The organism is Serratia sp. 121840015-1, from assembly GCF_053627655.1.
Genome location: NZ_JBSEYF010000003.1, coordinates 115,697 through 135,332, shown reverse-complemented (window position 1 = coordinate 135,332; position 19,636 = coordinate 115,697). Strand labels below are relative to the sequence as shown.

Here is a 19,636-nt window from a genome sequence, read left to right as displayed (position 1 = left end):
CGGGGCCGCGCCGTGGGCGCAGCCCGGGAAATTAACCGCCGACGGACTCGTTTTCCGCCTGCGGGTTACGGCTGATGAACATCGCATCGCCGTAGCTGAAAAAGCGATACTGCTCGGCCACCGCCTGCTGATAGGCGTTCATGGTATTTTTATAGCCGGCGAAGGCCGACACCAGCATGATCAGGGTCGACTCCGGCAGGTGGAAATTGGTCACCAGCGCGTCGATCACCTGATAGTGATAGCCCGGATAGATAAAGATGCTGGTATCGCCGAAGAACGGCGCAATCAGCGCCTCTTTGCTGGCCGCCGCGGCGCTTTCCAGCGAGCGCACCGAGGTGGTGCCCACCGCCACGACGCGTTTGCCGCGCGCCTTGCAGGCCAGCACCGCATCGACCACGTCCTGCGGCACTTCGGCGTATTCGGCGTGCATCACGTGATCTTCGATGGTTTCCACGCGCACCGGCTGGAAGGTGCCGGCGCCGACGTGCAGCGTCACGAACGCCATTTCCACGCCCTTGGCGCGCAGCGCCGCCAGCAGCGGTTCGTCGAAGTGCAGGCCGGCGGTCGGCGCGGCGACCGCGCCGGGTTTCTCGCTGTAGACCGTCTGATACAGCTCGCGGTCCGCGTCTTCATCCGGGCGGGCGATATAAGGCGGCAGCGGCATATGGCCGGCGGCGTTGAGGATAGTGAACACGTCGCGCTCGTCGTTGAAGCGCAGCTCGAACAGCGTCTCGTGGCGCGCTACCATGGTGGCGGCGATGCTCTCGTCATCCCCCAACAGCAGCTCGGCGCCCGGCTTCGGCGCTTTCGACGCGCGCACGTGCGCCAGCACGCGATGGTCGTCCAGCACGCGCTCCACCAGCACTTCAATCTTGCCGCCACTGACCTTGCGGCCGAACATGCGCGCCGGGATCACGCGGGTATTGTTGAACACCAGCAGGTCGCCGGCTTCCAGCTTATCCAGCAGATCGGTGAATACGCCGTGCGTCAGCGCCCCGCTCGGCCCGTCCAGCTGCAGCAGGCGGCATGCGCTGCGTTCGGCCTGGGGATAGTGGGCAATCAGGGATTCGGGAAGTTCAAACGAAAAATCAGCGACGCGCATGGGTATTCACTTCTTCAATTTAGGGCTGGTTGGTAAAAAACAGGCGGCCTAGTCTAAAGCCGGGGGCGGTCAGCGGCAAGAAATAAGGAGGATTTGCCTGACTTCGGGTATAGTTGAGGGATGAATTTTCTCGCTCATCTTCACCTGGCCATGCTGGCGGACAGCTCGCTGCTGGGCAACCTGCTGGCCGATTTCGTGCGCGGCAACCCCGCCGCCGACTACCAGCCCGACGTGGTGGCCGGCATCATGATGCACCGCCGCGTCGACGTGCTGACCGACAGCCTGCCGCAGGTCAAAGCCAGCCGCGACTATTTCAGCGCCCCCTACCGCCGCGTGGCGCCGATCACCCTCGACGTGGTGTGGGACCATTTTCTGGCGCGCCACTGGCAGCAGCTGGAGCCTTCGCGCGACCTGCACCAGTTTACCCAGGAAGCCCGCAGCCAGATCGAACCTTTTCTGCCACTCACGCCGCCGCGCTTTCAAAACCTGAACGGCTACCTGTGGCCGGAACGCTGGCTGGAGCGCTACGCCGAATTGCCGTTCATCGCCCGGGTGCTGCAGGGCATGGCCAGCCGCCGCCCGCGCCTCGATGCGCTGGCCGGCTCGTTCGCCGACGTCGAGCAACATTATCATCAGCTTGAAACACAGTTCTGGCAGTTTTACCCGCAAATGATGCGGCAGGCGAAGGACAAAGCGCTCTGAGGTCAAGCCCAAGCCATTGAAATTGCAACGCCTTGCAAGAATTTACGTTTTGCCGCTTGCCCTTTTGTGGGAAAAGGTTATTTTTAAAGCTCGCTAAATTATATCAACGACTTTGATAGGTGAAAGCTATCTCATCGATTGGTCTTTTACCCTTTATTCACCAAGTCGCGGCCCCTATACTGGCCCTTGTTTTTACATCCACCCTTTAACACCTATTACAGGAGTAATTATGGTCCTGGTAACTCGTCAAGCCCCTGACTTCACTGCAGCTGCCGTACTGGGTAGCGGCGAAATCGTTGAAAACTTCAACCTGAAGAAGCACCTGAACGGCAAACCGGCCGTGCTGTTCTTCTGGCCAATGGACTTCACCTTCGTATGCCCTTCCGAGCTGATCGCTTTCGATCACCGCTATGAAGAGTTCCAGAAGCGTGGCGTTGAAGTGGTTGGCGTTTCCTTCGACTCAGAGTTCGTCCACAACGCATGGCGTAAAACCCCTGTCGACAAAGGCGGCATCGGTGAAGTGAAATACGCAATGGTTGCTGACATCAAGCGTGAAATCCAGAAAGCTTACGGCATCGAACACCCGGAAGCCGGCGTTGCGCTGCGCGGCTCCTTCCTGATCGACAAAGACGGCATCGTGCGTGCTCAGGTTGTTAACGACCTGCCAATCGGCCGTAACATCGACGAAATGATCCGTACCGTTGACGCGCTGCAATTCCACGAAGAGCACGGTGAAGTGTGCCCGGCTCAGTGGGAAAAAGGCAAAGCAGGTATGGGCGCTTCCCCAGACGGCGTTGCAAAATACCTGTCTGAAAACGCTGCCAAGCTGTAATTTCAGCCTGATAGTGAATCAACCGGCCCACGCGGCCGGTTTTTTTATGCCCCTTTATGGGGCAGACCGCCCACCTTCAGTGCTTTATTTCCCTGTTTCCGCTCACATTTCCCACCCTGCTCGCCGCGCGCACGCCCATCTGCGGCTACTATCAATAACGCTGGCTCGCGCTTTGCAAGTGAACAGCGGCAAGCAAACACAACACAATAAAAAACTGACAGGGTAGGAATAACTATGTTTTTACAGAAATGGAGCAAACCCCTGACCATGGCGGCGCTGCTGGTCAGCGGCAGCCTGTATGCGGCATCCAACCCGGCGGTGGAAGCCAAAAACGGCATGGTGGTCACCTCGCAACACCTGGCCTCGCAGGTCGGCGTGGATATCCTGAAGATGGGCGGCAACGCCATCGACGCCGCCGTGGCGGTGGGCTATGCGCAGGCGGTGGTTAACCCCTGCTGCGGCAACATCGGCGGCGGCGGCTTTATGACCGTCCACCTGGCGGACGGCACCGACACCTTCATCAACTTCCGTGAAACCGCGCCGGCGGCGGCCAGCGCCAACATGTATCTGGATGCCGACGGCAAGGTAAAGAAAGACGCCAGCCTGTACGGCTATCTGGCGGCGGGCGTGCCGGGCACCGTGCTGGGGATGGAAACCGCGCGTGAGAAGTACGGCAAGCTGAGCCGCGAACAGGTGCTGGCGCCGGCCATCAGGCTGGCGCGCGAAGGCTTTGTGCTGACCCGCGCCGATACCGATATCCTCGACACCACCGTCGCACGCTTCAAACAGGATCCCGAGTCGGCCAAAATCTTCCTGCGCCCGGACGGCAGCCCGCTGCAGCCGGGGGACAAGCTGGTGCAAACCGATCTGGCCAATACGCTGGAAGCCATCGCCAAAGGGGGAACCGACGCCTTCTATAAAGGCAAGATCCCGCAGGCGGTGGAGGCGGCGGCCAAACAGAGCGGCGGCATATTGACCGCCGCCGACTTCGCCAATTACAAGGTCACCGAAACGCCGCCGATTACCTGCAGCTATCGCGGCTACAAGTTCGTGTCGGCGCCGCCTCCCAGCTCCGGCGGCGTGACGCTGTGCGAAATCCTCAACGTGGTGGAAGGCTACGACCTGAAAAGCATGGGCTTCAACTCGGCGGCGGCCATTCACACCATGACCGAAGCGATGCGTCATGCCTACATGGACCGCAACACCTACCTCGGCGACCCGGAATTCATCAAGAACCCGATCGACCGGCTGGTGAGCAAGAGCTACGCCGAGCAGATCCGCAAGAAAATCGTCGCAGACAAGGCCACGCCGTCGGAAAACGTGCAGCCCGGCATGGAACCGCATGAAAAACCGGAAACCACCCACTATTCGATCGTCGATCACGATGGCAACGCCGTCTCCACCACCTATACCGTCAACGGCCGCTTCGGCGCCGTGGTGATCGCACCGGGCACCGGCTTCTTCCTCAACGACGAGATGGACGACTTTACGGTCAAAGTGGGCGAGAAAAACCTGTACGGACTGGTGCAGGGCACAGCCAACAGCATTGCCCCCGGTAAGCGCCCACTATCGTCGATGAGCCCGACTCTGGTGACCAAGGACAACAAGATCTTTATGGTACTGGGCTCACCGGGCGGTTCGCGCATCATCACCATCACCCTGCAGACCGCGTTGAACGTGATCGACCACGGCATGGCGCCGCAGGAAGCGGTGGACGCACCGCGCATCCATCACCAATGGTTGCCGGATGAGGTGTACTACGAACAGCGCGGCGTTTCCGCCGATACGCTGAAGCTGCTGAGCGGCATGGGCTATAAGATGGTCGAGCAAACGCCGTGGGGCGCCGCCGAACTGATTCTGGTCGGTTTGCCGGGCGCGGCGGGCGTCAGCCCGGCCAACTCCGGCAACGACTCGGCGGTTTCCGGCAAGGTGCGCGAAGGCTATCTGTACGGCGCCAACGACGTGCGTCGCCCGGCAGGTTCTGCGGTCGGTTACTGATGTAAACGCCTACTCACTTTTATCGCGGGGGCCCTTTGGCCCCCGCAGTTGCTTTAGCCTTCGCAGCGCCACACGGTGGCCGACTCTTCCGCCAGCTGCAGGCGCAGCCCGCCTGCCGTTTCGCTCAACTCTCCCCGCCCTTCCACACGCCGCCACGGACCGCGCGCCAACAGCGGGTTGTGCGGCAGCTGCGCCTGGCCGCTGCCGTCGCGCTGCAGCGCCACCAGCACCTGCTCCTGCTGATACAGACGCACGAACACCAGCGTTTCTCCGCTGGCATACAGCACCTGACAGCCGCCGCGACGCAATGCCACGCTCTGTTTACGCAGCGCCGCCATGCGCTGGAACAGCGCCAACAGCGGCCGGTCCCAGTCGCCGACGTCCCACGGGAACGGCTTGCGGCAGAACGGATCGTTGCCGCCGTCCAGACCAATCTCATCGCCGTAGTAGAGACAAGGCACGCCAATCCAGCTCAGCAACCACACCGCTGCCATCTGCATGCGCGCCGCGTTCCCCTGCAACAGCGTGAGAAAACGCGCGGTATCGTGGCTGTCCAACTGGTTGAACTGGATCAGCTGGCGGCCGTGCGGCAGCCCGGCGCGGTAACCGTCCATCCACTGCGCGCACCCGGCGGCGTCCAGCCGCACCGGGTGATAGGCCACGTCCAGCCCCGCCAAAAATGCCCGCACCGGCAGCGCGAACCCCATGTAGTTCATCGCCGCATCCTCCACGCCGGCGTGCAGCCAGCGGCGCGCATCGCCGAAGTGCTCGCCCAAGACGTAGGCCTGCGGGTTCTCCTGCTTCACCGCCTGATAGATGCCAGCCAGGTGGTGCAGGTTGCCGGTGGCGCCGCCGTTCTCCCCCAGCATATGCACCACGTCCAGCCGCCAACCGTCGATGCTGTACGGCGGGCGCAGCCAGTGGCGCACCACGCTGCCTTCCCCGCGATAGATCGCTTCCGCCACCTGCGGCTCGGCGAAGTTGAGCTTCGGCAGGCTGGCGTTGCCCTTCCAGTCGAGCGCGCGGCCGTCCGGGTAAAAGTTGAACCAGCCGCGATACGGTGAATCAGGGTGGTGACAGGCGCCGTTTTCGCCCTGGCGATGGCGGTCGAACCACGGATGCGAGTCTCCGGTGTGGTTGAATACCCCGTCCAGCACCAGTTTCATGCCCACCTTGTGAGTGCTCACTCGCAAACGCTGCAGCGCCGCGTTGCCGCCAAAGTGCGGATCGACCTGGTAATAGTCCTCGGTATCGTACTTATGCACGCTCGGCGCGGTAAAAATCGGGTTCAGATACAGCGCCGTCACGCCCAGCTGCTGCAAATACGGCAGTTTGGCGCTGATGCCGTCCAGATCGCCGCCGTAAAAGGTCGAGGCGGCGTGGCGATCCTCCAACGGGTGCTGCCAGTCACGCCGAATCACCTCGGCGCCGGCCGCGTGATGGCGGTAGCTGCCGCTTTGGATGCCGTGCTCGCCGCCGCTGCTGGCGAAGCGATCGGGGAAAATCTGGTAGAACAGCTGATCCGCCACCCACTCGGGGCCATGGTCGGGCTCGTCGACGGCGAACTGCGCCAGCTGGCCCGGCGGCGTTGGCGACCAGCCCTGCGGGCCGAACCACTGCTGGCGATCGGCCCACAGCAGCTTGAAGCAGTAACGCCGCGTCGGCTCGCCCTCATTCAGCGTCAGGCTGGCCTGGTAGCGCCGCATTCCCTCGTGGCGCTGCGCTTTCATCACCAGCAGCCACTCTTCGTTGTCCGGTTCGGCGCGCAAAAACACCCGTTCCGGCAGTTCATCCCCCTGTAACCACAGCGTGATATCCAAACGTTGCCCTTGCTTCACCACAAAAGGCGGGACCGGTTGATGCCAGGCGTTAAGCATACTGTTTCTCCTGCTGTACCAAACGAAATCGACGGCGTTCTTCAAGAAGCGAACAATGCCACGTTAAGTGCAACTCCCCCTCCTCTCTGGCCGCAAAACCCGGGGATGAGCCGGGGGGCGGAGACCGAAAAATAACGCTAACCCGATGTAAAAAAAGGTAAACAGGCACAAATCCTGCACGTTACCCCTTAGGCTAACGCGTTTTAAGTTTACAGGATATTTTTTGCGCATTTTTTAAGGAGCGGTAATGCAACAACAGATAACGCGCTGGCTGGAACAGTTTGGTTTGGAATTCGGCGGAGTGATGTCGCTGTTGATGGTATTGGGGTTGATTGTCCTGATCTCGGTCGCGATCCACCTGGTGCTGCACCGGGTGGTGCTGGCCGCCCTTCAGCGCCGTGGCCAGCAATCGCAGCGCGTCTGGCAACAGGCCATCACCCAATACAAACTGTTCCAGCGCGTGGCGCTGCTGCTGCAAGGGGTGATCATCAGCATCCAGGCGACGCTGTGGTTGCAGAGCGGCAGCCAGACCCAGGCGGTGATCGTCACCGGCGCGCAGGTGTGGATCCTCGCCTTCACCCTGCTGTCGCTGTTCTCGCTGCTGGATACGCTGCTGGCGCTGCTGCGCCAAAGTTCGATCTCCAATCAGCTGCCGCTGCGCGGCATTTTCCAGGGCCTGAAACTGGTGGCGGCGATCCTGATCGGCATCATGATCGTTTCGTTGCTGATGGGCAAATCGCCGCTGCTGCTGCTCAGCGGCCTGGGTGCCATGACCGCGGTCTTGATGTTGGTGTTCAAGGATCCGATCCTCGGGCTGGTGGCCGGCATTCAGCTCTCCGCCAACGATATGCTGAAGATCGGCGACTGGCTGGAAATGCCGAAATATGGCGCCGACGGCGCGGTCACCGACATCGGCCTGACCACGGTCAAAGTGCGTAACTGGGACAACACCGTCACCACCATTCCCACCTACGCGCTGATCTCCGACTCGTTCAAAAACTGGCGGTCGATGTCGGAATCCGGCGGGCGGCGCATCAAGCGCAGCCTGAATATCGACACCGGCAGCGTGCACTTCCTGTCGGAAGAGGAACAGCGCCGCCTGCAGCGCAACCCGCTGCTGCACAGCTACCTGAACGTCAAGACCCAGGAGCTGAGCCAGCACAACCAGGAGATCGCCGTCGATCTGGCCTCGCCGCTCAACGGCCGCCGCCTGACCAACCTCGGCACGCTGCGCGCCTATCTGGAAGCCTATCTGCGCGCTCACCCGCGCATTCACCAGAACATGACGCTGATGGTGCGCCAGCTGGCGCCGACGCCGGAAGGCCTGCCGCTGGAAATCTACGCCTTCACCAACACCACGGTCTGGGCGGAGTACGAAAGCATTCAGGCGGATATTTTCGACCATATTCTGGCGGTGATCGACGAGTTCGGCCTGCGCGTGCACCAGACGCCAACCGGCAATGACCTGCGCGGCATGCTGCTACAGAACGCGAACGCTTCCTGACGTCGGCTGACGTAACTGTGTCTGCTGGTAATGATGTTCTTTCAATTGCCAGCAGATATCTCCATCCCCTTCTTTTCCCCGGCGAAAACGGCGTTAATGCGCCATCACCTTCACCACCGAGAGGGAAAGCCCTTGCTGAAACGGTTACGTCATCGGCTGTTTACCCTGATGGCCACCCTGCTGTTTATCGGCTGCCTGCACAGCGCTTCGCTGGACGAAAGCCGCATGCCCCGCAATCTGCAACCTTCGCTGAGCGCCCTCAGCAGCAACATGCAGGACATTCGCGAAGTGCTGGCGCGCTGCGCCGGCGAGGAAGAGGAAGAACGCCTTAACGGCGGCGACATGCGTATCGAAGCGCGCGCCGCCGGGGAGGATGAAGTGGAAGACAAACGCTAAAAAAACACCGGCCTCAGCCGGTGTTTTTCCATTTAGTCTTGCTGCGTCGCCAGCGGCGCGCGTTTTTTCTGATGGTTGACCTTGAACCAGTATCCCGCCAGCAGCAATACCACCCAGACCAGGCCGGCGTACAGCGAGACGCGCGTGGTCGGGAAGTAGCCGATCAGGCCGATGATGAACACCAGGAACACGATCGCCACCACCGAGGTGAACACCCCACCGCGCAGCGGGAACGCCAGCTGCTTCACCTGCTCTTTGCTCAGGCTGCGGCGGAAGGCGATTTGGGAGAACAGGATCATGATCCACACCCACACGGTGGCGAAGGTCGCCAGGGACGCGATCACCAGGAACACGCTCTCCGGCATGATGTAGTTGAGGTATACCGCCAGCAGCAGCGCCAGCATCATCACCACCACCGTCACCCAGGGAATGCCGCGTTTCGACACCTTGCTGAACATCTTCGGCGCGTGGCCCTGCTCGGCCATGCCGTGCAGCATGCGACCGACGCCGAACACGTCGCTGTTGATCGCCGACAGCGAAGCGGTGATCACCACGAAGTTGAGAATGCCCGCCGCCACGGTGATGCCCATATGCTGGAAGGTCAGCACGAACGGGCTGCCGTTGGTGCCCACCTGGTTCCATGGGTAGATAGACATAATGACGAACAGCGTGCCGACGTAAAACACCAGAATGCGCCACGGCACCGAGTTGATGGCTTTAGGAATCGATTTTTTCGGATCTTTGGCTTCGCCGGCGGTGATGCCGATGATTTCAATGCCGCCGTAAGCGAACATCACCAGCTGCAGCGACAGGATCATGCCGATAAAGCCGTTGCTGAAGAAACCGCCGTTCGACCACAGGTTATGAATGCCGGTCGGTTGCCCGCCGTTGCCGATGCCCCAGATGATGATGCCGATGCCGGCCGCGATCATGATGATGATGGTGGCGACCTTGAAGAACGAGAACCAGAACTCCAGCTCACCGAATACCTTGACGCTCATCAGGTTGATGGCGCCGATGATCAGCACCACGCTCAGCACCCAGATCCAGTGCGGCACTTCCGGGAACCAGACCCCCATATAGATGCCGAAGGCGGTCACGTCGGCGATGGCGACGATCAGGATTTCAAAGCAGTAGGTCCAGCCGGTGATGTAACCCGCCATCGGGCCGAGGTAGTCCTGCGCGTAGCGGGAAAACGAGCTGGCCTGCGGGTTGTTGACCGACATCTCCCCCAGGGCGCGCATGATGATAAAGGCCACGATGCCGCCGATCAGGTAAGCCAGCAGCACGCTCGGGCCGGCCATTTTGATGGCGTCCGCCGAGCCGTAGAACAACCCGGTGCCGATGGCCGATCCCAGCGCCATAAAGCGGATATGACGCGTACTGAGGCCGCGTTTCAGCTTATTGTCGGGGGCAGTGGTGGGTGACTGTTGTTGCATGAAGATGACCCATAGTTTTAAACGTAAAAAAGCCACGGACATGTCCGTGGCCCTGGATTAAGCCGGGGAATTATCAGTGCGCGGTCACTTGGGAACGCGTGCACACCCGATCATAAATCGCGACCAGCACCAGCATCAGCAGCGAAGGCGGCAACCATGCCAACCCCTGCTCCGCCAGCGGCAGGTGAGTGGTCCAGGCCGGCAGCAGCTGCTGGAAACTGGAGGCTTTCACCGCGTCAAGGATACCAAACAACAGGCTGACAAGCATCACCGGCGCGATGATGCGCGGCGCGCTGTGCCACCAACGCAGGGTGAAGCTCAGCACCACCAGCACGATGCACGGCGGATAAATCGCGGTCAGCACCGGAATGGAGATCTGGATCAGGTGGCTCAGGCCGAGGTTGGACACCACCATCGAGAACAGGCCCAGGATAAATACCAGCGTCTTGTACGAGAACGGCAGGTATTGCGCGAAGAACTCGGCGCAGGCGCAGGTCAGGCCGACTGCGGTCACCATACAGGCGATGAAGATCAGCGCCGCCAGGAAGAAGCTGCCCAGGCCGCCGAAGGTGTTCTGAACGTAAGCGTGCAGGATCACCGCACCGTTGGTGGCGTCAGGCACCAGCGCGCCGCTGCCGGAGCCCAGCTTGAACAGGCTCAGGTAAACCAGCGTCAGGCCCACGCCGGCGATCAAACCGGCCAGAATGGTGTAACGGGTCAACAGACCGGCGTCTTTCACGCCGCGCGAGCGCGCCGCGTTGACGATAACGATGCCGAATACCAGCGCACCCAGCGTATCCATGGTCAGATAGCCGTTAACGAAGCCGGAGGAGAAAGGCACGCTCTGGTAAGCCGCCGTCGCCGGGATCGGCGCGCCGGCAGGCCACAGCAACGCGGCGATGCCCAATACGGCCAGCGCCACTATCTTCAGCGGTGCCAGCACGTGGCCGACGGTGTCGAGCAAGCGGCCCGGATACAGGGAGATGCCGATCACCAGCGCGAAGTACACCAGGCTGTAGATGAACAGCGGCATGGCGCCGTCGCCGGTCAGCGGGGCGATACCCACTTCAAAGGACACGGTGGCGGTACGCGGCGTGGCGAACAGCGGGCCGACGGCCAGGTAGCAGACGGTCGCCAGCAGCAGGCCGGCGCCACGGCCGATCGGTGAGCTGAGGGCGTCGATGCCGCCGCCGACGCGCGCCAGCGCGATGACGGTGATGACCGGCAGACCGACGGCGGTGATCAGGAAGCCCAGCGCCGCGGTCCAGACGTGTTCACCGGACTGCAAGCCGACCATCGGCGGGAAGATGATGTTCCCGGCCCCGACGAATAAGGCAAAGGTCATAAAGCCCAGTGCCAGGATATCTTTTGACGTTAAACGATGACTCATACGATGTCGTGTTGCCTGTTCAAATGAAAAATAGTGTCCGATAGCGTGGTGGCGTGACGCCCCACCCGGTTGCCGGCATGCCCGATCGTTGCAGCGCCAAATAAGCACCCTAAACGCAATAGATCCGGCGTTTATGTCCCTATTCGAAAGTGGCCGCTCATGAAGATGGGCAAAATTTTAGGAGTTATAAAAATGGAGGTTTAATCCGACAACGAAGGCTAAGGTAAACGTTTATAGCGCTTCAAGGCAAGGCGCACGGCGAAAAGCAGAGCTATCGACCATATAAACTTTTGCCACCAGTCGATCATATTGGCTATCAATAAATATACACTACATGATTTGTATCATTTTTGAACAACAGATTCACGAAACGTGAAGCATATATCACTTTACCGCGCGAAAACGCCAATAAATGCCCGGTTTTCGCGTGGCATAAGCTCCGTTTGGCCGTGAAAAAAGGCGAAAATTACGCCGCTTTTTGCCGCTTATTGCACCGTAGCCGACGCGAGCGGCTGCAAGCCGAGCGCCTGGCGGGTCTTCTGCAGGGCGGCCGGCGGCAGCGGCAGATAGCCGTCGTGATTGACCAGGCTCTGCCCTGCGGTCGACAGCACGCGGTCGAGGAACGCGGCGGTCAGCGGCTCGAGCGGTTGATTGGGGGCTTTGTTGATGTAGATATAGAGATAGCGCGACAGCGGGTAGCGATCGTTGCGCACGTTGGCGGCGGTAGGTGCGACATAGTCCTCTCCCGACTCCGCCAACGGCAGCAGCCGCACGCCGCTGGCGCGAAAGCCGATGCTGGCATAGCCGATGCCGTTGAGCGAACCGGCCACCGCCTGCACCACCGAGGCCGAGCCGGGCAGCTCATTGACGCGCGGCATAAAATCGCCGCCGCACAGCGCGCGCAGTTTGAAATAGCCGTAGGTGCCCGAAGCCGAGTTGCGGCCGAAGCGCTGCAGCGAGCGCGTCGCCCAATCGCCGCTGAGCCCCAGCTCGCCCCAGCGCGTCAGCGGTTTGCTCTCACCGCAGCGCCGGGTGGCGGAGAAAATGCGATCGAGCTGCTGCAGATTGAGGCCACGCAGCGGGTTGTCCTGATGCACCAACACCACCAGCGCATCCACCGCCACCGGCACCGCCAGCGGCGCATAGCCGTAACGGTGTTCGAACGCCGAAACCTCAGCCGCCTTCATCGGCCGGCTCATCGGGCCCAGCTGCGCGGCGCCCGCCGCCAACGCGGTCGGCGCGGTCGACGAGCCGGCGGCCTGGATCTGCAGGTTAACGTTGGGGTAATGCCGGCTGAAATCCTGCGCCCACAACGCCATCAGATTCGCCAGGGTGTCGGAGCCGACGCTGGACAGGTTGCCCGCCAACATGCCATCGGGCTGCGCCAGCGCGCCGCGTCCGGCCAGCAGCGCCAGGCAAAGCAACAGCCCTCGGGTTATTCGGGTCATACCGGTGTCTCGCGTTAATTTTTCACCGCATTCTCTGATAAAGCGGCGGGAACAATCAACCGGTTGGGTAAGGTAAAGATAAAGCGCGTGCCGATCCCCGGCTCGCTGAGGATCTCCAGCCGCGCGTCGTGATGGCTGAGCGCGTGTTTGACGATCGCCAGCCCCAGCCCGCTGCCGCCGGTTTGGCGCGAACGTGCCTTGTCGACGCGGTAAAAACGCTCGGTCAGGCGCGGAAGGTGTTCGGCGGCGATGCCCGGCCCGTTATCGCTGACCTGGAACTGCGCGCCGTGCGCCGTCTGCTGCCAGCTCACTTCGATATGGGTGCCCTTCGGCGTGTGGTTGACCGCGTTGTACACCAGGTTAGACACCGCGCTGCGCAACTGGTCTTCATTACCGAACACGTTGAGCTGTTCGTTAACCCGGAAGGTGATCTCGTGATTGCCACCGCTCAGCGACTGCGCCTCGCGCTGCAACACCCGCAGCATCAGCGGGATATCTACCCGCTCGTTCATGTCGACATTGGGCGCCGCCTCAATGCGCGACAGCGTCAGCAGCTGCTTGACCAGCCCGTCCATCCGGCGAGTCTGCTCTTGCATGGTGCTGAGTGCCTTGCTGCGCAGCGAGCCGTCCTGCTCTTCATCGCCCATCATCTCCAGGTAGCCCTGCAGCACCGTCAGCGGCGTGCGCAGCTCATGGCTGACGTTGGCGAAGAAGTTGCGCCGCGCGCCCTCCAGCTGGCGCATCTGGGTGACGTCGCGCGCCACCATCAGCAGCTGCCCTTCGGAGTAAGGCATTACGCGGAATTCGACGTAGTGTTCATTGTTCAGCTGCAGCGTCAGCGGGCGCGAGAACTCCTGCTGTTGCAGGTAGTGGCTGAATTCCGGATAGCGCAGCAGGTTGAGGATGTGCTGGCCGTTGTCTTCCGGCCAGCGAAAGCCGAGCAGATGCTGCGCCAGCCCATTACACCAGAAGATATTGCCTTCGACGGTGGTCATCACCACCGCATCAGGCAGCGATTCGGCCCCGCTGCGAAAGCGCTTGATCAGCAGCGCCAGCTCACGCCGGCGGCGGCGATTGCGCTGCTGCATCTGATACAGGCCATAGAACAGCGGCTCCCAGCTCCAGCGGCCGGGCGGCGGCGTCATGCTGCGGTCGATCCACAGCCAATGGGAAAGTTTGAGCTGGTTGTAGAAATTCCACACCAGCGCAGCCAGCGCGGAGGCCAGCAGGAACCAGGGCAGATAACCGAAAATCAGCCCCAGCAGTAAGGCGGGCAGACAAAAAAGAGCCAGCTCCAGAGCCAGCCTCTTCCACGACAGACGTTCTAACACGACATATTCTCCAGCGCGGCGCGATCAGTAGCGCGTTGAGAACCGGTAGCCGGTGCCCCGAACGGTTTGAACCATTTTATCATGCCCACTGGTTTCTAACGCCTTGCGGAGCCGACGGATATGCACGTCAACGGTACGGTCTTCCACATAAACGTTAGTGCCCCAGACGTGATTAAGCAACTGCTCACGGCTATAAACCCGCTCTGGGTGGGTCATAAAGAAGTGCAGCAGCTTGAACTCGGTCGGCCCCATGTCCAACGCCTGATCGTTAGCCATCACGCGGTGGGAGGACGGATCCAGGCTCAGCCCTTGCATTTCAATCACTTCTTCCACCGCCATCGGTGAAATGCGGCGCATGACCGCCTTGATGCGCGCCACCAGCTCCTTGGGCGAGAACGGCTTGGTGATATAATCATCCGCCCCCACTTCCAGGCCGCGCACGCGGTCTTCCTCTTCGCCGCGCGCGGTCAGCATCATGACCGGAATATCGCGGGTCAGCGCTTCGCGCTTCATATGTTTGATAAACTGAATGCCGGAACCGCCGGGCAACATCCAGTCGAGCAACACCAAATCAGGGAACGGCTCAGACAGGCGCGTCACGGCGCTGTCATAATCCTCGGCTTCCAACGGTTGGTAACCATTCTGTTCCAACACAAAGCACACCATCTCACGGATCGGCGCTTCGTCTTCCACCACCAGTATGCGTCTTGCCATCGTCAATCCTGCCAATGTGTTAGCGACTTTGCGGGCGCCATTATGCGTCAGTTTTGTGACACTTTTATGAAAAAAAGCGGCTGTTATAGGCAGTAAGCATAGCGATTATTTCCCGGTGCAAAGAAAAATCATTCCGTAGTCGTCGCCATTGCGCCGGGACAGGCGCCGCCGCGGCCTTTATAATCATCGCCATTACCTTTGCATCCGGGAGTGTCATGCGCCTGATCCACACCTCTGACTGGCATCTTGGCCAGTACTTTTTCACCAAAAGCCGCGCCGCCGAGCACCAGGCTTTTCTGAACTGGCTGATCGAACAGATCGAGCAGCAGCAGGTGGATGCGCTGATCGTCGCCGGGGACCTATTCGATACCGGCTCGCCGCCCAGCTACGCCCGCGAGCTGTACAACCGCTTCGTGGTGGAACTGCAGCGCACCGGCTGCCAACTGGTGGTGTTGGGCGGCAACCACGACTCGGTAGCGACGCTGAACGAATCGCGGGAACTGCTCTCTTGCCTGAACACCACGGTGATCGCGAGTGCGCAGGGCTCCCTTGAGCAGCAGATCGTGGTGCTTAACCGGCGCGACGGCCAGCCGGGCGCCGTGCTGTGCGCCATTCCTTTTCTGCGGCCGCGCGATCTGCTCACCAGCCGCGCCGGCGAATCCGGCGCGCAGAAACAGCAGGCGCTGCAGGAAGCCATTGCCGAACATTACCAAGCGCTGTATCAGGCGGCCTGCGAACGCCGCGAGCAGCTGGGCCTGCCGCTGCCGATCGTCGCCACCGGCCACCTGACCACCGTCGGCGTCACCACCTCCGACTCGGTGCGCGACATCTATATCGGCACCCTGGACGCCTTCCCGGCGCAGGCCTTCCCCCCTGCCGATTACATCGCGCTGGGCCACATTCACCGCGCGCAGAACGTCGCCAAGTCGGAACATATTCGCTATAGCGGCTCACCGATTCCGCTCAGCTTCGATGAACTGGGCAAAGCCAAAAGCGTCTTCCTAGTGGATTTCACCGACGGTGCCCTGCAGCAGGTAGAAGCGTTAACGATCCCGCAGTTCCAGCCCATGCAGCTGATCAAAGGCGATCTGGCCGAGATCGAACGGCAGCTGCAGCAATTTGCCGACTATGCCGGCGAGCTGCCGGTGTGGCTGGATATCGAAGTGGCGACGCAGGACTACCTCAGCGATATCCAGCGCCGTATCCAGCTGATGGCGGATGAGCTGCCGGTGGAAGTGGTGCTGCTGCGGCGCAGCAAGGAGCAACGCCGCCAGGCGATCGCGCAGCAGGACAAGGAAACGCTGAACGAGCTGAGCGTCAACGAGGTGTTCGAACGGCGCCTGGCGCAGGAGGCCGACATGCCCGAAGCGCGCCAACGGCGGATGCATCAACTGTTCCGCCAGGTGGTCGATGCGGTGCAGCACAATCCTGAGGAGACCCACCCATGAAGATCCTCAGCCTGCGGTTAAAAAACCTCAACTCGCTGCAGGGCGAGTGGAAAATTGACTTCACCGCCGAGCCGTTCGCCAGCAACGGCCTGTTCGCCATTACCGGCCCGACCGGCGCGGGCAAAACCACCCTGCTGGACGCCATCTGCCTGGCGCTGTACCACCAGACGCCGCGTCTCAACGTCACGCCGAGCCAGAATGAACTGATGACCCGCCACACCGCCGAATCGCTGGCGGAGGTCGAATTCGAGGTCAAGGGCGTCGGCTATCGCGCCTTCTGGAGCCAGCGCCGCGCCAAAAACGCGCCGGACGGCAATCTGCAGGCGCCGAAGGTCGAACTGGCGCGGCGCGAGGACGGCAAGATCCTGGCGGATAAAGTGCGCGATAAGCTGGAGATCACCGCCGCCATCACCGGGCTGGACTTCGGCCGCTTCACCAAATCGATGATGCTGTCTCAGGGGCAGTTCGCCGCGTTCCTCAACGCCGACGCCAACGATCGCGCCGAGCTGTTGGAAGAGCTGACCGGCACCGAAATCTACGGGCGGCTGTCCGAACAGGTGTTCGAATCCCACAAGCAGGCCAAAACCGACCTGGATGCGTTGCACCAGCGCGCCAGCGGCATCGAGCTGCTGAGCGATGAACAGCGCCACTCCCTGACTGAACGGCTGACGGCGCTGAGCGCGCAGGAAAGCGCTCTCGGCAAGCAAACCCAGCAACAGCAACAGGCGCTGAGCTGGTTGCAGCAATGGCAGCGCCTCCAGCAACAGCAAAACGAGGGGCAACGGCGGCTGGAAACCGCCCAGCGCGAGCAGGCCGAGGCCGCCCCGCAGCTGCAGCGGCTGGCGCTGAGCGAACCGGCCGAGAAATTGCGGCCGCTGCGCGGCGAACGCGATCGCTGCCGCGTCGAGCTGCAGACGATACAACAGCAGGCAGCCCAGCTGACGCAGCAACAGGAGCAGCACTCGGCACAGCTGGCGCCGCTGCAGCAGGCGGTGGAAAAGGCCCGTCTGGCGCAGCAAGCCCATGCCGAGCATATGCGGCAGCAGCAACAGCTGATCGATGACCAGGTCGCCCCGCTCGACCATCAGATCGCCCAACTGCAATCGACGCAGGCCGAGCGGCGACAGGCCGGCGATGCCGCCGCGCAGCAGTGCGCCCAGCAGCAGACCGCACTGGAGCAGCTCACCGCCCAGCGCAGCCAACTGACGGCGCAGGCCGCACAGCATCAGCAGCAGTTGAACGCGCTGACCGAAGCGCTGGCCGCTCAACGGCAACGGCAGCAGGCGCTGGAGGCGCAAACCCCGCTGGCCCCGCTGCGCCAGCGCCTGAGCGCCCTGGCGGATCTGCGCCCGACGCGCCAGCAGTTATTCACGCTCGCTTCCCTTTACCGTCAGACCCGCGAGCGTCTGGCCCGGCAACAGGCAGAGCACGCCGAGCGGCAAACGCAGCTCGCCGGGCTGCAACACCAGCTGGAGAACGCGCGTCAGCAATTCAAACAGCACAAGGCGCAGCTGCAGGAAGTGGAGCGGATCCACGAGCTGGAAAAACGCATCGTCAGCCTGGAAGCGGAGCGCGCCCTGTTGCAGAGCGGCGCACCCTGCCCGCTGTGCGGCTCCACCAGCCATCCGGCGGTGGAGCAATATCAGGCCGTGCAGCCTTCGGCGACGGAACAACGCTTGGTTGAGATGCGCACCCTCGCCGAGAAACTGCAAACCCAGGGCACCGAGCTGCGCACCCGCTGTGAAGGCCTGCAAGAGCAGCAACAACGCCAGCAGCAGGCTATCGCGCAGGATGAGCAGCAGCTGGCTGCCCAACAGCAGCAATGGCAGCAGCTCAGCGCGCCGCTGGCATTCGACTTTACCCTGGCGGAGGGCGAGCAACTCAGCGCCTGGCTGAGCGGCTGCGACGACGAAGAGCGGCGCGGGCAGCACGCGCTGCAGCAGCATGAACAGGCGGCGCAGGCGGTGCAACAGGCAAAAGACGCGCTCGCCGCTCTGCAAACGCAGCAGCAGCAGGCGCAGCAACAGCTGGCGCTGCTCGAAGAGCGCTTTACGCTGCTGCAGAAAACCCACGCCGACAGCCTGCAACAGCAGCAAGACCTGCTTCAACGCTGGCAGGAAGGCGAGAAGACCCTCGCCGAGCGGCGCGCGCAGCGGCTGGCGCTGTTCGGCGAACAGCGAGTCGCCGAGGTGCGGGAACAGCTGCGCGCCAAACAAACCGCCTGTGAACAGGCCAGCTTGCAGGCCGCCGAGCAGTGGCAAAAGGCGCAGGAACTGCGCGAGCGCCTGGCCGGCCAGCAGGCCGGGTTGCAACAACAGCACACCCAAATGCAGGAACGGCTGCAGCAGGCGGAGCAGCAATGGCAGCAGGCGCTGGCCGACAGCGAATTCGCCGATGAAACTGCCTTCGCCGCCGCGCTCCTGGACGACGCCCTGCGCCGCGAATTGCAGCAGCGCAAAGAGCAGCTGCAGCAGCGGCAGGTAGAGGCTGCGGCCCTGCTGGCTCAGGCAACGCAAACGCTGGAGCAGCATCGGCAGAACCGCCCGGAAGGGGTGGATGAAGCCAACGCGGATCTCGACGCACTCACCCAATCGTTGGCCGAGCTGGCACAGCAGTTGAAGGCGCTGCAGCTGAGCCAGGGCGAGCTGCGCAACCAGCTGGAAAGCGACGCCGCCCGCCGTCTCAATCAACAGGCGCTGTTCGAGCAAATCGCCCGCAGCCAGCAAGACTACGACGACTGGAGCTACCTCAACCAGCTGATCGGCTCGAAAGAAGGCGACAAGTTCCGCCGCTTCGCGCAGGGGCTGACGCTCGATCATCTGGTTTATCTGGCCAACCTTCAGCTCGGCCGGCTGCACGGGCGCTACCTGCTGCAGCGCAAAACCAGCGACGCGTTGGAGCTGCAGGTGGTGGACACCTGGCAGGCCGACGCGCTGCGCGATACCCGTACCCTGTCCGGCGGCGAGAGCTTCCTGGTCAGCCTGGCGCTGGCGCTGGCGTTGTCCGATCTGGTCAGCCACAAAACCAGCATCGACTCGCTGTTCCTCGACGAAGGCTTCGGCACGCTGGACGCCGAAACCCTCGATACCGCGCTGGACGCGCTGGACAGCCTGAATGCTTCCGGTAAAACCATTGGCGTGATCAGCCACGTCGAGGCGATGAAAGAGCGCATTCCGGTGCAGATCAAAGTGAAAAAGGTCAACGGGCTCGGCGTCAGCCGGCTGGAGGCGCACTTCAGGCTGGAATGATCCCGCCGTGCGCGGCACAGAAGTGTGACCGCGGCGGCACTCCGCGGTGAAAAGCGTTGAGCCGCGGCGAGCACGGGTTATTATGCAGGCATAACAGGATTGTTACTGTATCCCCTCCGCCGCTCAGGCCGCAGGACAGAAACATAAAATACAGGCAAAACCTGACGCCCGGGATCGCTTCCGGGCGTCAGGTTTTTTCGTTTTCAG

The 19,636-nt window shown here is 61.9% G+C and carries 14 protein-coding genes; 7 read left to right on the top strand and 7 right to left on the bottom strand.

Annotated elements, in window-relative coordinates; all coding sequences use genetic code 11:
* Window positions 1-31 precede the first annotated feature (31 nt).
* A complete protein-coding gene (gene queA / locus ACUXAC_RS16920; RefSeq protein WP_016928878.1) occupies window positions 32-1,102 on the bottom strand; it encodes a tRNA preQ1(34) S-adenosylmethionine ribosyltransferase-isomerase QueA in 1,071 nt (356 codons plus the stop codon).
* A 120-nt stretch (window positions 1,103-1,222) separates the two neighbouring features.
* Here queA and ACUXAC_RS16915 point away from each other — a divergent pair, with 120 nt between their 5' ends.
* From ACUXAC_RS16915 to ggt, 3 genes are all read left to right on the top strand, one after another.
* Window positions 1,223-1,804 (top strand): ACP phosphodiesterase, encoded by a 582-nt coding sequence (locus ACUXAC_RS16915; protein WP_046688353.1) that lies wholly within the window; start codon window positions 1,223-1,225, stop codon window positions 1,802-1,804.
* Window positions 1,805-2,033: 229 nt separating this feature from the next.
* Entirely contained in the window at window positions 2,034-2,636 is a 603-nt protein-coding gene (locus ACUXAC_RS16910) for a peroxiredoxin C (protein ID WP_019454212.1), read from the top strand.
* Window positions 2,637-2,870: 234 nt separating this feature from the next.
* On the top strand, window positions 2,871-4,634 hold the full coding sequence (ggt, locus tag ACUXAC_RS16905) for a gamma-glutamyltransferase (RefSeq protein ID WP_060423334.1): 1,764 nt from the start codon (window positions 2,871-2,873) through the stop codon (window positions 4,632-4,634).
* Between the two features lie 53 nt (window positions 4,635-4,687).
* On the opposite strand, the gene malZ is transcribed toward ggt, so the two are convergent.
* Entirely contained in the window at window positions 4,688-6,511 is a 1,824-nt protein-coding gene (gene malZ, locus ACUXAC_RS16900) for a maltodextrin glucosidase (protein ID WP_060423330.1), read from the bottom strand.
* Window positions 6,512-6,758: 247 nt separating this feature from the next.
* On the opposite strand from malZ, the gene ACUXAC_RS16895 reads away from it, so the two are divergent.
* Entirely contained in the window at window positions 6,759-8,015 is a 1,257-nt protein-coding gene (locus ACUXAC_RS16895; RefSeq protein WP_454266789.1) for a mechanosensitive ion channel family protein, read from the top strand.
* Between the two features lie 132 nt (window positions 8,016-8,147).
* A complete protein-coding gene (locus ACUXAC_RS16890) occupies window positions 8,148-8,411 on the top strand; it encodes a hypothetical protein (RefSeq protein ID WP_038873243.1) in 264 nt (87 codons plus the stop codon).
* Between the two features lie 32 nt (window positions 8,412-8,443).
* Here the strand turns inward: ACUXAC_RS16890 and proY are convergent, their stop codons facing one another.
* The 5 genes from proY to phoB all read right to left on the bottom strand — a co-directional run bounded on the left by proY (window position 8,444) and on the right by phoB (window position 14,733).
* The gene (proY, locus tag ACUXAC_RS16885) at window positions 8,444-9,850 is read right to left on the bottom strand and encodes a proline-specific permease ProY (RefSeq protein WP_019454218.1); all 1,407 of its coding nucleotides are present in this window, start codon (window positions 9,848-9,850) and stop codon (window positions 8,444-8,446) included.
* Window positions 9,851-9,923: 73 nt separating this feature from the next.
* Window positions 9,924-11,240 (bottom strand): branched-chain amino acid transport system II carrier protein, encoded by a 1,317-nt coding sequence (gene brnQ / locus ACUXAC_RS16880; protein WP_038873241.1) that lies wholly within the window; start codon window positions 11,238-11,240, stop codon window positions 9,924-9,926.
* A gap of 485 nt (window positions 11,241-11,725) precedes the next feature.
* Window positions 11,726-12,688, bottom strand: a complete 963-nt coding sequence (locus tag ACUXAC_RS16875) for a PstS family phosphate ABC transporter substrate-binding protein (RefSeq protein WP_049199839.1) — start codon at window positions 12,686-12,688, stop codon at window positions 11,726-11,728.
* 14 nt (window positions 12,689-12,702) lie between these two features.
* Entirely contained in the window at window positions 12,703-14,019 is a 1,317-nt protein-coding gene (gene phoR, locus ACUXAC_RS16870) for a phosphate regulon sensor histidine kinase PhoR (protein ID WP_004940434.1), read from the bottom strand.
* 24 nt (window positions 14,020-14,043) lie between these two features.
* Window positions 14,044-14,733: a phosphate response regulator transcription factor PhoB gene (gene phoB, locus ACUXAC_RS16865; RefSeq protein WP_004940438.1), complete on the bottom strand. Its 690-nt coding sequence runs from the start codon at window positions 14,731-14,733 to the stop codon at window positions 14,044-14,046.
* A gap of 215 nt (window positions 14,734-14,948) precedes the next feature.
* Here phoB and sbcD point away from each other — a divergent pair, with 215 nt between their 5' ends.
* Both sbcD and sbcC read left to right on the top strand, forming a co-directional pair.
* Window positions 14,949-16,181, top strand: coding sequence for an exonuclease subunit SbcD (gene sbcD / locus ACUXAC_RS16860; protein WP_060440586.1), 1,233 nt, complete (start codon window positions 14,949-14,951; stop codon window positions 16,179-16,181).
* Entirely contained in the window at window positions 16,178-19,429 is a 3,252-nt protein-coding gene (sbcC, locus tag ACUXAC_RS16855) for an exonuclease subunit SbcC (RefSeq protein WP_387443426.1), read from the top strand. The genes sbcD and sbcC overlap by 4 nt, the downstream gene beginning before the upstream one ends.
* Window positions 19,430-19,636: the final 207 nt, after the last annotated feature.

Bases quoted from the DNA above. Each gene is read 5' to 3' on its own strand.
- queA (WP_016928878.1), bottom strand. From the start codon at position 1,102: ATGCGCGTCGCTGATTTTTCGTTTGAACTTCCCGAATCCCTGATTGCC.
- ACUXAC_RS16915 (WP_046688353.1), top strand. From the start codon at position 1,223: ATGAATTTTCTCGCTCATCTTCACCTGGCCATGCTGGCGGACAGCTCG.
- ACUXAC_RS16910 (WP_019454212.1), top strand. From the start codon at position 2,034: ATGGTCCTGGTAACTCGTCAAGCCCCTGACTTCACTGCAGCTGCCGTA.
- ggt (WP_060423334.1), top strand. From the start codon at position 2,871: ATGTTTTTACAGAAATGGAGCAAACCCCTGACCATGGCGGCGCTGCTG.
- malZ (WP_060423330.1), bottom strand. From the start codon at position 6,511: ATGCTTAACGCCTGGCATCAACCGGTCCCGCCTTTTGTGGTGAAGCAA.
- ACUXAC_RS16895 (WP_454266789.1), top strand. From the start codon at position 6,759: ATGCAACAACAGATAACGCGCTGGCTGGAACAGTTTGGTTTGGAATTC.
- proY (WP_019454218.1), bottom strand. From the start codon at position 9,850: ATGCAACAACAGTCACCCACCACTGCCCCCGACAATAAGCTGAAACGC.
- brnQ (WP_038873241.1), bottom strand. From the start codon at position 11,240: ATGAGTCATCGTTTAACGTCAAAAGATATCCTGGCACTGGGCTTTATG.
- ACUXAC_RS16875 (WP_049199839.1), bottom strand. From the start codon at position 12,688: ATGACCCGAATAACCCGAGGGCTGTTGCTTTGCCTGGCGCTGCTGGCC.
- phoB (WP_004940438.1), bottom strand. From the start codon at position 14,733: ATGGCAAGACGCATACTGGTGGTGGAAGACGAAGCGCCGATCCGTGAG.
- sbcD (WP_060440586.1), top strand. From the start codon at position 14,949: ATGCGCCTGATCCACACCTCTGACTGGCATCTTGGCCAGTACTTTTTC.
- sbcC (WP_387443426.1), top strand. From the start codon at position 16,178: ATGAAGATCCTCAGCCTGCGGTTAAAAAACCTCAACTCGCTGCAGGGC.